The sequence below is a fragment of the Luteimonas panaciterrae genome, assembly GCF_020511115.1.
GTDB classification, from domain to species: domain Bacteria; phylum Pseudomonadota; class Gammaproteobacteria; order Xanthomonadales; family Xanthomonadaceae; genus Luteimonas; species Luteimonas panaciterrae.
In genome coordinates this window covers 316,084-330,085 of sequence record NZ_JAJAVH010000008.1, presented here as the reverse complement: position 1 = coordinate 330,085, position 14,002 = coordinate 316,084, and the positions used below count along the sequence as shown (strand labels likewise).

The following is a 14,002-nucleotide window of genomic DNA, read 5'->3' as shown; positions in this document are numbered from 1 at the left end:
ACACAACGGATCGCCATCTAAAGCCGTTCGACGGCCGCGGACGGGCGATCGCGCGAGTGGATTTAGATCGTTCAAAACCAATAAAACACATCACTACGAGTTCGATATTCGAAATGCTCTTTGGGAGGAGTGGCATGAAGGGGAATAAGATCCAGACATCCACGCTGGCCGCCGCGTTGCTGACGGTCCTGTCCATGCCGCATGCGGCATATGCACAGTCGCAGCCGTCTGAGCAGCAGCCGTCCGAGCCGCAATCGTCCGAGCCGCAGCCGGCCGCGAGCACCGCGCCGGCCGCCACCGAACTGGAAAAGGTGGCCGTGACCGGCTCGCGCATCAAGCGCGCACAGGTCGAAGGTCCGGCGCCGGTCACGATCATCAGCGCCGACCAGATCAAGCGCGAAGGCTTCTCCAATGTCTACGAGGCGCTGTCCACGCTGACCGAAGTCACCGGCACGGTGCAGGCCGACGTCAACAAGGGGCCAACGCCCAATGCCAGCCCGTTGAACCTGCGCAACCTCGGCCCCGGCCGCACGCTATTGCTGATCGACGGTCGCCGCGTCGCCGATTACCCGCTGCCGTATGAAGGCCGCGGCAACTTCGCCAACTTCAACAACATCCCGATGGCGATGGTGGAGCGCATCGAAGTGCTGGCCAGCGGCGGTTCGGCCATCTACGGCTCCGACGCGATGGCCGGCGTGATCAACGTGATCCTGAAGAAGAACTACAACGGCGACGAAGTGCGGCTGAAAGGCGGCACCACCACGCGCGGTGGCGGCGATTCGTTCGACCTGTCCTGGGTCGGCGGACGCACCGGCGAGAAGTGGAGCGCCACGTACGGTCTGCAATGGAGCGGCCGCGAGACGCTGTTCGCGGGGGATCGCGAGTTCGTCGATTCCGATTACGAGCCCTCCTCCCGCGTCAAGCCGCTCGTCAACGACGCCTGGCCGTGGATCTGGGGCGTGGAACTGATCGACGTCAACAACAAGCAGCGGATCACGCCACCCACTGGCGCCTGCGATCGCTTCGAGGATCTGCCGCTGCACAATTTCGTCGGCAACGAAGGCAACGCGCCCGAGTTCCCCGGCTACAGCTGCACCCAGGGCAAGGGCAATGCGCTGTGGAGCCTCCGCAACGGTTCCGACAACAAGTCGGCGTTCGGCAATTTCCAATACAACTTCGACAACGGCATGGAGGCGTGGGTCAGCGCCTCGCTGTGGGACAGCGAAGGCGAATCGCGCCAGGACGAAGCGCTGCGATTCACCCTACTGGAAGGCCGCGGCGGCAGCTGGTACGACCCGCAACTGGGCCAGCGCATGCAGGGGCGTCGCGCCTTCACCGTGCGCGAAGCCGGCGGCAGCCGCACACCGTTCCTGTTCTATACCAATGAACGATCCTGGGACGTGGCGGGCGGTTTGCGCGGTCACTTCGGCGACAAGTTCGACTGGGACGCCACGATCGGCCGCACCGAATACAAGGTGGATTTCAGTTTCCCCGCCATCGTGCAGGGCGCGATCGACAATTATTTCCTCGGTGCGCAGCAGGGTGTGACCGCCGATGGCACGCCGATCTACACGCTCAACCAGGAACGTTTCTGGAGCCCGATGTCGGCCGATGCGTTCCGCTCCATGACCACGCATGGCCACAGCAGCGCCGAGTCGTGGATGAATCAGGCGCAGTTCGCGGTCAATGGCGAACTGTTCAATCTGCCGGCGGGTCCGGTGGGATTCGCTGGCGTGCTGGAAGCCGGCTCGCAGGGCTATCGCCTGCGTCCGGATCCACTCACCTACGGTCCGAACAAGCAGTACGACCAGCCCGGCGGCGTGAACCAGGGCGGCGGCGATCGCAAGCGCTACGCGGCCGGCGTCGAGTTCAAGTTCCCGCTGCTGGCCTCGTTGAATCTGACCACGGCCGGCCGCTACGACCACTACAAGGACGACAGCCGCAAGGAAGGCAACTTCACCTGGAACACCGGCCTGGAATGGCGTCCGGTCGAAAGACTGCTGCTGCGCGCCGCCTACAACACCACGTTCCGCGCGCCGGACATGCATTACCTGTTCGCCACCAGCGGCACCGGCACGCAGGAAGACGCCGACATCGCCAACTGCGTGCGGCGCGACATGCAGCCCAGCTGCGGTACGCAGGACCTGTACTACCGCCATGACATCGCCCGCACTGGCAACCTGAATCTCGAGAGCGAGACCGGCAAGTCGTGGAGCGCCGGCTTCGTCTGGGATGCGACCGACAATCTGTCGTTGAGCGCGGACTACTGGCGCATGACCATCGACAACCAGGTCCAGGATTTCAGCATTACCGACATCCTCGAACTGGAAAGCGAATGCATCAACGGCGTGCCGAAGAACGCGGGCGACCCGCTTCGCGTGACGCCCGGCTCGGCCGAATGCAGCAGCATCACCTCGCGCGTGACCCGCAGCGCGCCGGGCACGAACGCGTCAGGCTTGCCCGACAGCAACTATCCGTTGGGACAGGTGCGCTCGGTATTCAGCGGCCCGATCAACCTCTCTTATCGTGAAGTGGCGGGCGTCGACGTATCCGCGCGTTATCGCCTCCCGGCCACCGCATGGGGCGACTTCAGCTTCGCCTTCAACTACACCAATCAGCTGAAGACCAACACGCGCCGCGACAAGGGCTCGCCGTTGATCGAGGGGCGCGACGACGAAATCCGCACCTTCGCCCGCGCCAGCGTCAGCTGGGAACGTGGTCCGTGGACCGCTACCCTGTTCGCCAACCGTCTCGGCCACACCAACGGCGATCGATACGGCGAATGCGCACCGACATTGCCGGGCCAGGACGCCAGCGTGTGCAGGCACGTGAGCAAGTTGAAGGCGCCGATCTACTTCAATCTCACGGCCGGTTACCAGCTGACCGAACAGGCCCGCGTCAATCTGTATGTCGACAACTTGTTCGACGAGGCCGAATACAAGGATCCGTACAAGATGTTCTTCATCTACGCCAACGAGCGCGTGTTTTCGCGAGTGGGTCGCGAGATCTCCGCGGAATTTGTCTATAAGTTCGATTGATAGCAATCGCGCCGGGACAGGCGGGGAGGAAGCGGATGCGGCATGCGGGATGGCGTCGACGCGGGTGGCCGGTGGTCATGGCCGTGCTGCTGTTGGGGGCATGGATCGGGTTCGCGCAGGCGGCACCGCCGGTATCGGTGCCGCTGCATGACGGTTGGGAATTTCGTCTCGCAACCGACGATCCGGCGATCACAAAGCAAGCGGAAGCCGCGCGCTGGCACGCCGCGCGCGTGCCCGGCAACGTGCATACCGATCTGCTCGCGGCCGGGCTGATCCGCGATCCTTACGTCGGCGCGGCGGAAGCCGAGTTGCAGTGGATCGGATTGTCGCGCTGGGAATACCGCACCCGCTTCGACGCAGGCGCGGACGTGCGCAAGCGCGCGCACGCGGTGCTGGTGTTCGAGGGCGTGGATACCTTCGCCGACATCTGGTTGAACGGCGAGCGCCTGGCCACGACCGACAACAGCTTCCGCACCTGGCGCATCCCGGTCGACGGCAAGCTGCGCAAGCGCGGCAACGAACTGATCGTCGTGTTCGATTCGCCGATCCGCCGGCTGCTCCCGCGCGTGCAGGCGATGCCGCACAAGATCGCCGGCAACTATCCCTCGCCCTACGGCGACGAGCCGAAGGACGCCATGACCGGCAACTTCGCGCGCAAGCCGGGCTATCACTACGGTTGGGATTGGGGGCCGCGCTACGTGACGGCGGGCTTGTGGCGCCCGGTGCGGCTGGAAGGCTGGGATGCGGCCCGCATCGCGGACCTGCAGGTCGTACAGCACACGCTGAACGCGGAACGCGCCGACGTCGGCGCGCGCGTCCGGATCGAAAGCGACAAGGCGCGGACTGCATCGCTCGAGATCGTTGTCACCGCTCCCGACGGCAAGCCGCTGCCCGCCATCCGCCAGGACGTCACGCTGCGCAGCGGCGAGAACGATGTCGACGTGTCGGTGCAGATCGCGCAACCGCGCCGCTGGTGGCCGGTCGGTTATGGCGAACAGGCGTTGTACACCGTCGAGGCGCGGCTGGCCGGTCGCGGCTCGCAGGACAGTCTGCGCAAGCGCATCGGATTGCGCACGGTCGAGTTGCGCCGCGACAAGGACGAGAAAGGCCAGGGCTTCGCTTTCGTGATCAATGGCGTGCCGATCTTCGCCAAGGGCGCCAACGTCATTCCCTTCGATGCCTTCCCCGCGCGCGTTACGCGCGAACGCCTGCGTCGCGACCTCACCGCCGCGCGCGATGCCAACATGAACATGTTGCGCAACTGGGGCGGCGGTTATTACGAGAGCGACGACTTCTTCGACATCGCCGACGAACTCGGCCTGCTGATCTGGCAGGACTTCATGTTCGGCGGTGGCATGCCGCCGGCCTTCGATCCGGAGTTCAGGGCCAACGTCGTCGCAGAAGCGCGCGACAACGTGCGCCGCATCCGTCATCACCCAAGCGTGGTGCTGTGGTGCGGTAACAACGAAGAAGAAACGGCCTGGAAGGACTGGGGGCACAGCAAGACCTTGACCGACGCCGATCCCGCCTTCGCCAAGACGGTGTGGGAGGGCTACGTGCAGCTGTTCGGCCGCGACCTGCGCCAGGTGGTGGCCGAGGAGGGCGGCGGCATTCCGTACTGGTCGAGTTCGCCCAGCAACGATCTCGACGAGAAGGCCAACGACACCGATCGCGGTGACAAGCACTACTGGGAAGTCTGGGGCAATCCGGCGCGGCCGCCGGAAGCGTATCTCGATGTCACGCCGCGTTTCATGTCCGAGTATGGCCTGCAGGCTTGGCCTTCACTGCGCACGGTCGACACGTTCGCCAAACCCGGCGAACAAGGCATCGATGCGCCGGTGATCCGCGCGCACCAGAAATTCCTGGCCGGCGACGGCAATCAACGCCTGCTGCTCTACATCCGTCGCGAGTACGGCGAGCCGCGCGACTTCGCCGATTTCGTTTACCTGAGCCAGCAAGTGCAGGCCGAAGGCATCGAGCTGGCCGCCTTGCATCACCGCGCTTCACGGCCGCGCACGATGGGATCGTTGTATTGGCAACTCAACGATGTCTGGCCGGGCGCGTCGTGGTCGAGCCTGGACTACTACGGACGCTGGAAGCCGCTGCACTTCCACGCACGCCGATTCTTCGCGCCGCTGGCGATCGCGCCGCTGCGCAAGGACGGCAAGACCCGCGTGTCGCTGATCTCGGATCGGACAACGCCGGTGGAGGCGGAGTGGCGCCTGCGCGTGCTGGATTTCGGCGGGCGACTGCTGCGCGAGAAGCGCAAACAGGTAACGCTGCAACCGCTCGGCGCGCAGCAGGAAGCTGTCTTCACCGACAAGGAACTGCTGCGCGGCGCCGATCCGCGGCGCACGGCCGCAGTGTTCGAACTGTGGGTGGAAGGACGCGCGGTTTCGCGGCGCGTGGTCTATTTCCGCCCCGCCAAGACCTTGATCTGGCCGAGGCCAACGGTGCGTGCTTCGCTGCGTCCCGATGGTGATGGTTATGCGCTCGAGTTGCACGCGCGCAGCTTGATGCGCGGCGTCTGGCTCGACTTCGGCGATCGCGACGTCGGCCTGTCCGACAATACCTTGACCCTGCTGCCCGGCGAACCGGTCCATCTGCACCTGCGCACGGCGGAGACACCCGATGCGTTGACGCGTGCGCTGCGGCTGCGCTCGCTGTCCGGATCGCCCGATCCGGTCTGGGAGGCCTCGACGCAGGCCGCCGTATCCGACATGACACCTTCCGAAAGCGCGGAGTCAGCCAGTCCATGATCACGAAACCCTTGGTCGTGCTCTGTCTCGCGGCCGTCTTGCTGCTGGTCCAACCCGTCGCGCCCGCGATGGCGGTGAATGCGGGCAAGGCGGATGCCGCGACGATCACCGACGCCGAAGCGGCGAAGCTCGCCGCACGCGTCAAGGAAGAAACCCGTCACGCCTGGCGCAACTACTGGCGCTACGCACGCGGCCACGACGATCTCAAGCCGCTGAGCAAGGCCGCCCGCGATTGGTATGCCGAACCGCTATTGATGACGCCGGTCGACGCGCTCGACACGCTGTTGTTGATGGGGCTCGACAAGGAAGCGGCGCAGGCGCGCGAACTCATCGTCACGCAGCTGTCCTTCGATCGTGATCTCGATGTACAGAACTTCGAGATCACCATCCGCCTGCTCGGCGGCCTGTTGTCCGGGTATCAAATCACCGGCGATGCGCGTCTGCTGAAGCTCGCAGAGGATCTCGGTCAGCGTCTGTTGCCGGTGTTCGAATCGCCGACGGGTCTGCCGTACACCCACGTCAACCTGCGCACCGGCAAGGCGAGCGGCAAGGTGAGCAATCCCGCCGAGACCGGCACGCTGCTGCTCGAATTCGGCATGCTGAGCAAGCTCAGCGGCAAGCCGGTGTTCTACGACAAGGCCAAGCGCGCGCTGGTGGAAACCTATAACCGTCGCGCGAAGGATACGGGCCTGGTCGGCGCCGCGATCGATGTCGAGAGCGGCGAGTGGACGGATCCTGACGCGCACATCGGCGGCGGCATCGACTCCTACTACGAGTACCTCTACAAGTGCTGGCGCCTGTTCGGCGACGAGGATTGCAAGCGCATGTGGGAGACCAGCATCGTCGCGGTCAACCGCTACCTCGCCGACGAAGTCCGGCAGGGCGAGCTGTGGTACGGCCATGCCGACATGCGCACCGGACGGCGTACTGAAACGCGTTACGGCGCGCTGGATGCCTTCATGCCGGCCCTGCTCGTGCTCGGTGGCGATGTCGAGCGTGCGCGCCGGTTGCAGGATTCCGGTCTGAAGATGTGGCGGCTGCATGGCATCGAGCCAGAATCCCTGGACTACGCCGAGATGAAAGTGCTCTCGCCGGGTTATGCGCTGCGTCCGGAGATCATCGAATCGGCGTATTACCTGCATCACTACACTGGCGATGCACGCTACCGTGCGATGGGGCGCGAGTTCTTCGAGGACTTCGTCCGTTACTGCCGCACCCGCAACGGCTACGCCGCGTTGCAGGACGTGCGGACAAAGGAGAAGAAGGATTCGATGGAAAGCTTCGTCTTCGCCGAGACGTTCAAGTACTTCTATCTGTTGTTCTCGCCCAAGGACACACTCGATTTCGATGGCGTCACCTTCAACACGGAGGCGCATCCGTTGCGCGCCGTCGCGCCTGGATCCAAGAAGTAACCGGACAGGAGAGGCGATCGCGGGCCACCAAATCCCACCGCGGCGCCATCGCGTGCCGTGGCCGGGTCCATGAAGCACGATCCATGAAGCATGGGAATAACCGCAAACTGATCCCGGAGGCGTCGACGATGATCCGCAACTCCCGCAATCTGCTTCTCGCATCCACACACACGTTACTGCTCGCTGTATGTGCCCTCGCACCCGGCAAGGCTCATGCGGAGTCCGCCATCTACGGCGGCGGTCCGTTCTACAGCGGTGGCCAGTCCGTCATGGACGATCTGCGCGGATCGGGCTTCACCACCGTGATCCTGTGGAGCTTTCACATCGAGGACAACGGCGATCTGGTCTACAACGATATTCCCGTGGTCAAGAACGGCGCCTACATCGGCGATGCCAACTGGCCCACGCGGCTGGCCACGCTCAAGACCGCGCCCACTTCCGTCAACCGCATCGAAGTGTCCATCGGTGCCTGGAGCGTTCCCGACTTCGAACGCATGGCCAAGCTCGTCAACGGCATCGCGACCGGTTGCGGCACCACCATCGTCTGCGGCACCGGCAGCAACAGCATTCTGTACAAGAACTTCCAGGCGCTGAAAACGGCGACCGGCGCCGACGCAGTGAACTTCGACGACGAGAGCGCATACGATCTGACGCCCACCACGCAGTTCGGCCAGATGCTCTCCGGTCTTGGCTACAAGATCACCTTCGCGCCGTACACGCAGCAGACCTTCTGGAAGAATCTCAAAACCAACCTCGGCAGCACCGTCGATGGCATCTACCTGCAGGTGTACGACGGCGGCGCGGGCAACGATCCCGGCGCCTGGTCGACCGCGATGGGCATGACCGTCGATCCCGGCTTGTGGTCCAGGCACGGCAGCGGCTGCAGCAGCGGCGACAGTCCGGCCAGCGTGCAGACCAGGATGACCAACTGGAAGAACTCGGCCGGCATCGTCGGCGGCTTCATGTGGCTCTACGACGACATCCAGGCCTGCTGGTCGCAAGGCACCACGGCGCAGTACGCGGCCGCGATCAACAACGCCGTCAGCGGCAACGCGACGCCGACCGCGAACTTCTCCTACAGCCTCTCGGGCCTGACCGCGAACTTCACCGATGCATCCACAGACAGCGACGGCACGATCGCCTCGCACAGCTGGAACTTCGGCGATGGCGCGTCTTCCACGTCGACCAATCCGAGCCACGCCTATGCTTCGGCCGGCAACTACACGGTGACGCTGACCGTCACCGACGATGACGGCGCCACCGCGACCAGGACCCAGACGCTTTCCGTCGGCGGCAGTCCGAATCTCGCGCTCAACAAACCCGCGACGGGCTCGACCGCCTGCAACAGCAACGAATCGCCGGCGAAGGCCGTCAACGGCAGCGTGTCGGGCGGCACCACCGACAAGTTCTGCACGCTGGCTTCCGCGAAATGGCTGCAGGTCGATCTGGGTTCCGCGCAGACGGTGAGCAGCTTCACGGTGAAGCATGCGGGCGCGGGTGGCGAATCGGCATCGTGGAATACCAAGGCGTTCAACATCCAGCTGTCGTCGAACGGTTCCAGCTGGACAACGGTGACCACCGTCAGCGCCAACACCAGCGACGTCAGCACGCATGCGATCACGACGCAATCGGCGCGTTACGTGAAGCTCAACATCACCACGCCGACGCAGAACGGCGATGCGGCCGCGCGCATCTACGAGTTCGAAGTCAGATAGCGCACTCTTGCCGTTCGGAGATTCTCGCGCCGCCATTCCGGACAAGTGGCGGCGCGAAAAGTCTTCAGGAAGCGTCATGCGGTATTTGCCGACTCGAATGTCGCGCGGACTTCCGCTGTTGATGCACTGCAAAATCGCGACGGAAAGTATGCGGTCATGACCGCAGATTGCGGATTTATGCCGTGCATCTCTATTCAGTTGTGATTAGAGTCACTATTAACGATTGCCGCATCACCCGAAACCATCGCCGCCCAGGCGCATGATTAGCCCAACAGTCGTCGTCTCGGGAGACCGGGCAACAGCCCGGTGGCGGCGGCAGAGGGGGTAGGGGCATGTCAATCCAGGTATCTCTGCGCGGACGAAGAGCGCGCGCGCTATCGGCCACGCTGGCATTGTTCTGCCTGGTCGCGCCGGGCTGGGCAGCACAACTCAACAACGCGACCGCCACGGGGACGACTGGTTTCAATTCCAGTTCGACCAAACCCTATCCGGCGACGCTCACCACCACTTATGCGGTCACCGGCGCGAATGTGCAGATCGTCGCCAACAATGTGCCGCTGACCACGCTCGGCGGTGCCACCGCGGCGATGTTCACGCCGAACGTGCCGACCACGACCACAGGCATTCAAATGCAGACGAGTGGCGCGGCGTGCAGCTTCGCCAGCAACGCCGCGACCAGTGTCGCCTGTCCGAACATCGGCACCTTGACGATCAGTTTCAGCCGGCCGGTCACCAATCCGATCTTGCATTTCGTCGGGCTCGGCAGTGTCCGCAGCGTCACCGGCGATACCGTCACGATCACCGCCGCCCGCGCCACCCACGCCATCGCCAGTTCTGTTCCGGCCGGCGCCACCATGACAGTGCTGCCGGGCGCGGTGAACCTGCAGACCACGGGCGGCGGCAGCGCGTTCGACCTGATCAACCCGACTTATAACGGCACCAACTGCTCCACGATCGCCGCGCCGGCAACCCAGCTCGCCGGCTGTGGCAGTGTGCGCATCAATGGCACGGTGACGTCGGTGACGTTGAATGTCGGCATGTCCGGCACTCGTAACTTCTTCAGCGCGACCATCGGCAACGCGCTCGGTGACGATGGCTATATGGTCACGACCACTGTCGACGAAGACTTCGGCGACGCACCGGCCACCTATGATCCGACCGAGGCGGCCAGCCACATCGTCGACGGCATCCGTCTGGGCGCCACGGTCGATGCCGACAATACCAATGTGTTCAACACGACGCCGGCGGTCACTCCGAGCCCGAACGCGGTCGCCGCCGGTGGCGACAACAACGGTGCGGCTGGCGATGGCGCCGATGAAAACGGTCTGACCACGCCATTGCCGACCTTGCATACCGGATTGATCGGACAGGCCTATGCTCTGACGCCAACACTCAGCGGCAGCACCGCCGCGGGCACGGTCTGCGGCTGGATCGACTTCAATCGCAACAATGTGTTCGATACCGCCGAAGGTGTGTGTAACGCGGTCGCCAGCGGCGCCACCTCGACCACGTTGAACTGGACTGTGCCGATCGCCACCACCGCCGGCCGCAGTTACGTGCGTTTGCGTGCGACCCAGGGCACCCAATTGACTACCGCCACTCCGACCGGCCGCGTCGACAGTGGCGAGGTCGAGGATTACATGATCGAGATCAAGCCAGTGATCCGGGTGATCAAGCAACTCAACCCGACCACGGATACGGGCCTGTTCGATCTCAGGATCGGCGGGACCACGTTCGCCGCGGCGGCCGGCCACAACGGCACGACCAACTTCCGTACGCTTTACCACAGCAGCGCTTCCGGCGCCCCTGACCTCACGGTTGCGCAGGACATTACCACCACGCCGATCACCACGACCGCAAGCGAAGCGCCGACCGCGTCCACCACGAAGCAATATGTCACCACGTATGCCTGCGTGAATGGTGCGGGCGCCACGGTCGCCACCGGCACCGGCACCAACGTCAACCTGACTCTGCCGGTCTCTGTGACCGGCGCCGCGGCCAATGGCCGTGCGCAGGCCGTCACCTGTACGTTCACCAATCGTGTGGCCACTGCGGATCTATCTATCACCAAGACCAATAACGCCACGACCGTTCCGTTGGGTGGTACCACTACCTATACATTGACCGCTTGTAACGCTGCCGGTTCGGATTCCGCTAACGGTGCCGCGATCAACGACACTCTGCCGAGCGGCATGACGCTGCTCGCGCCATGGACTTGCGTGGCCAGCGGCGGCGCGAGTTGCTCGGCGGCCAGCGGTGGCACGGCCGGCAGCCAGCTGGTGTCGCTCACCACACCGCTGCTCCCGGGCGGCGGTTGCGTCACGGTGACGGTGCCGGTGCAGCTCAGCTCCAATCCAGGCGACTTCTGAGGCTATGCCACATCAACGCCGACACTCGTGACGCCAGCACGCATGCGATCACGACGTAGTCGGCGCGCTATGTAAGGTTCAACATCACCACGCCGATGTAGGGCAGCGATGTGGCTGCGCGCATCCACGAATTCGAAGTGCGATAGGCATTCGTATTCAAAGTGCAGTCCTGCAACGATTGAAGAGAGTGTCGGGAGCGCGGGAAAAACGCACTTACTATGCTGGCTGCATATGCGCACAGGGATTGTGCCAAGTCATCTACGGCGACTGCGAGTCAATCTCATCGACTCCCTTGTGATGCGTTTCGTCAAACGCAAGACGCTCGCTGAATCCATTCCGATTTGAGAATTTGATCACTGCGCAAGCGGCGCGGGTCAATATCGTCCGTTCACCGCGTATCGGCAATCAGTTCGCTGCCTGTCATTGGCATGTGGGCATCTTCGCGAAGCCGAGTATTCGGAAGCGACAAGACCCGGCGCGTTCATGTGATCGCGGCAGATCAGGATTCCGAAAGCCTATCGAGAGTGCGTTCCACTTATGGAGTGCATTGCGTCGAGACGACGTATTGCAGCGTGCGCGACGTCCTCAAGGAAGGAATCTCGTTCAATGACGTGCATCTGGCCTATGCCGCCGGCCTATATGACTATCTTCCCCAGAAAGTGGGAACAACACTCTTCCGACGAAAACCGCCGCGAACGTCGCGACGAACTGCGCGAGGACGAAGATCGGCGCATCGGACGGCCGGATGCCAGCGAACGTGTCGGTCAGCGCCCGCGCCAGCGTGACGGCCGGATTGGCGAACGAGGTGGACGCGGTGAACCAGTAGGCGGACGCGATATACGCCGCCACCGCCAGCGCCACCGACATCGTGCCCTGACGGCTCGCACCGAAGATCACCAGCAGCAATCCGAACGTGGCGACGAACTCGCTCCACGCCTGGGAGAATCCTTCGCGCGGATGCTGCGAAAGCGAGAACAGCGACAGATCGAACATCGCGTGCGCGGCCGCCACGCCGATCAGCGCACCGGCGATCTGTATCGCGCCATAGGCAAGTGCATCGCGGGCAGAGAGTTCGCCGCGCAACAGCATCGCCAGCGACACGGCCGGGTTGAAATGCGCGCCCGACACCGGCGCCAGCATCTGGATCAGCGCGAACAATCCCGCGCCAGTCGCGAGTGCGTTCGCCAGCAGTGCGAGCGCGACGTTGCCCGTGGACAACCGTTCGGCCATGACGCCCGAACCGACCACGATCGCCAGCAGGAACGCGGTGCCGAACCCTTCCGCGAGCAGGCGTCGCGACAATGCGACATCAGACATGCCCGATGGCCTTGATCTCGTTGTGCAGCGCCAGGCGGTCGAGCTTCTCCAGCGGCAGGCTGAGGAACAGCCGGATGCGATGCGCGATGGCCTGCGCCGTCTTCGCGAACGCGGCGCGACGCGTGGCCTCGTCACCTTCCACGTGCGAAGGATCGGCGAATCCCCAATGCGCGGTCATCGGTTGTCCTGGCCAGTAGGGACAGGCTTCGCCGGCGGCGTTGTCGCAAACGGTGATGATGAAATCCATCTGCGGCGCGCCGGGTTCGGCATAGACGTCCCAGCTCTTGCTGTGCATGCCGGAAGTGTCGCAACCCAGGTCTTCCAGGGTCTCGAGCGCGAGCGGATTGACCTGTCCGGCCGGCTGGCTGCCGGCGCTGAATCCGTGGAAACGGCCTTCGCTCAATTTGGTGACCAGGCCTTCGGCCATGATGCTGCGGGCGCTGTTGCCGGTACAGAGAAACAGGATGTTGTAGGTGGGTTTGCTCATGGCGTTGCGAGTCGTTTGGACATGCAGGTGGCGGTGGCGGGACACAGCGCGCGGAATTCCGCGGTCTCCCGAATGGATGCCGGTGCGGCGCCGCGATCGGCGACGACGTAGCCGTGTTTGGAAAAGAACGGTGCGGCGGTTTCGGTCAGCAGCAGAAGTTCGCCCACGCCACGATCGCGTGCCGTCGTTTCCAGGGCGGCGAGCAGTCGGGAGCCGTGGCCCGCGCCGCGGATCGAAGGCGCCAGCACGAGCGAACGTAGCAGGCCCACGTTTCCAAATGCCTGCAGGCCGACCGCGCCGACGATGCCGTCCGCGCCCTCGGCGACGAGGAACTCGACCCGGCTCTGATCGGGAGCGTTCTGATCAAGATCCAGAACCGGCAGATGCGCGTCCGCGAGCAGATCGCGGATGCGCTCCTCGTCCTGAGGCGTGGCCGGTCGGATGTTCATCGGCAGCAGCTGGCGCGTGAATCGGTGCCGCAGGTGGAGGCGTTCGCGGCTTCGGCGCCGTTGCGTCCCTCGCCATAGACGGGAATATCGCCCATCGTGTGGAACGCTTCCCACACCACGCCTTGCGGATCCTCCAGCCAGTGCTTGTCGGAGCGGGCGTAGCAGCAATTCGCTCCCGGCTCGGCATCACCGCCCAGATCGGCGGTCGCCGCGCGCGCCTGAATTTCCGCCAGCTCCTCGGCATTCTCGGCCTGGATGCCGAGGTGGTTCACGCCGGTGGCGTCGGTGCGCGTGGAGATGGCGAAGTTCACGCGCGGATCGTCGAGCATCCATTTGGCGTAGTCGTCCTTCTGCACGGTGGGTGCGGTGGCGAACAGCCCCGAATAGAAGCGGATGCTGTCGGAGAGATTCTTGACGGAGACATGCACGTGCAGGCGTTTCATGGAGGCCTCAGAT

General features: G+C 64.1%; 9 protein-coding genes. 5 read left to right on the top strand and 4 right to left on the bottom strand.

The features are described from left to right. Window positions 1–134: 134 nt before the first annotated feature. The 5 genes from LG367_RS12350 to LG367_RS12330 all read left to right on the top strand — a co-directional run bounded on the left by LG367_RS12350 (window position 135) and on the right by LG367_RS12330 (window position 11,293). Window positions 135–3,038: a TonB-dependent receptor plug domain-containing protein gene (locus LG367_RS12350; RefSeq protein WP_226469552.1), complete on the top strand. Its 2,904-nt coding sequence runs from the start codon at window positions 135–137 to the stop codon at window positions 3,036–3,038. 77 nt (window positions 3,039–3,115) lie between these two features. Then, on the top strand, window positions 3,116–5,797 hold the full coding sequence (locus LG367_RS12345) for a beta-mannosidase (protein ID WP_226469551.1): 2,682 nt from the start codon (window positions 3,116–3,118) through the stop codon (window positions 5,795–5,797). After that, window positions 5,794–7,209, top strand: coding sequence for a glycoside hydrolase family 47 protein (locus LG367_RS12340; protein WP_226469550.1), 1,416 nt, complete (start codon window positions 5,794–5,796; stop codon window positions 7,207–7,209). The genes LG367_RS12345 and LG367_RS12340 overlap by 4 nt, the downstream gene beginning before the upstream one ends. 128 nt (window positions 7,210–7,337) lie before the next feature. Next, window positions 7,338–8,924, top strand: a complete 1,587-nt coding sequence (locus LG367_RS12335) for a PKD domain-containing protein (protein WP_226469549.1) — start codon at window positions 7,338–7,340, stop codon at window positions 8,922–8,924. Window positions 8,925–9,256: 332 nt separating this feature from the next. Further along, a complete protein-coding gene (locus tag LG367_RS12330; RefSeq protein WP_226469548.1) occupies window positions 9,257–11,293 on the top strand; it encodes a GEVED domain-containing protein in 2,037 nt (678 codons plus the stop codon). A gap of 603 nt (window positions 11,294–11,896) precedes the next feature. On the opposite strand, the gene LG367_RS12325 is transcribed toward LG367_RS12330, so the two are convergent. From LG367_RS12325 to LG367_RS12310, 4 genes are read right to left on the bottom strand one after another with little or no spacing between them, the layout of a single operon-like run. After that, complete coding sequence (locus LG367_RS12325; protein WP_226469547.1) at window positions 11,897–12,610, bottom strand: aquaporin; 714 nt, start codon at window positions 12,608–12,610, stop codon at window positions 11,897–11,899. Then, entirely contained in the window at window positions 12,603–13,097 is a 495-nt protein-coding gene (locus tag LG367_RS12320; RefSeq protein ID WP_226469546.1) for an arsenate reductase ArsC, read from the bottom strand. Before LG367_RS12320 ends, LG367_RS12325 begins: the two co-directional genes overlap by 8 nt. Beyond that, the gene (arsN2, locus tag LG367_RS12315; RefSeq protein WP_226469545.1) at window positions 13,094–13,546 is read right to left on the bottom strand and encodes an arsenic resistance N-acetyltransferase ArsN2; all 453 of its coding nucleotides are present in this window, start codon (window positions 13,544–13,546) and stop codon (window positions 13,094–13,096) included. Before arsN2 ends, LG367_RS12320 begins: the two co-directional genes overlap by 4 nt. Further along, window positions 13,543–13,989, bottom strand: coding sequence for an ArsI/CadI family heavy metal resistance metalloenzyme (locus LG367_RS12310; protein WP_226469544.1), 447 nt, complete (start codon window positions 13,987–13,989; stop codon window positions 13,543–13,545). Before LG367_RS12310 ends, arsN2 begins: the two co-directional genes overlap by 4 nt. Window positions 13,990–14,002: the final 13 nt, after the last annotated feature.

What these genes read in the sequence shown, in the direction of transcription:
- LG367_RS12350 (WP_226469552.1), top strand. Translation starts at nt 135, where the DNA reads ATGAAGGGGAATAAGATCCAGACATCCACGCTGGCCGCCGCGTTGCTG.
- LG367_RS12345 (WP_226469551.1), top strand. Translation starts at nt 3,116, where the DNA reads ATGGCCGTGCTGCTGTTGGGGGCATGGATCGGGTTCGCGCAGGCGGCA.
- LG367_RS12340 (WP_226469550.1), top strand. Translation starts at nt 5,794, where the DNA reads ATGATCACGAAACCCTTGGTCGTGCTCTGTCTCGCGGCCGTCTTGCTG.
- LG367_RS12335 (WP_226469549.1), top strand. Translation starts at nt 7,338, where the DNA reads ATGATCCGCAACTCCCGCAATCTGCTTCTCGCATCCACACACACGTTA.
- LG367_RS12330 (WP_226469548.1), top strand. Translation starts at nt 9,257, where the DNA reads ATGTCAATCCAGGTATCTCTGCGCGGACGAAGAGCGCGCGCGCTATCG.
- LG367_RS12325 (WP_226469547.1), bottom strand. Translation starts at nt 12,610, where the DNA reads ATGTCTGATGTCGCATTGTCGCGACGCCTGCTCGCGGAAGGGTTCGGC.
- LG367_RS12320 (WP_226469546.1), bottom strand. Translation starts at nt 13,097, where the DNA reads ATGAGCAAACCCACCTACAACATCCTGTTTCTCTGTACCGGCAACAGC.
- arsN2 (WP_226469545.1), bottom strand. Translation starts at nt 13,546, where the DNA reads ATGAACATCCGACCGGCCACGCCTCAGGACGAGGAGCGCATCCGCGAT.
- LG367_RS12310 (WP_226469544.1), bottom strand. Translation starts at nt 13,989, where the DNA reads ATGAAACGCCTGCACGTGCATGTCTCCGTCAAGAATCTCTCCGACAGC.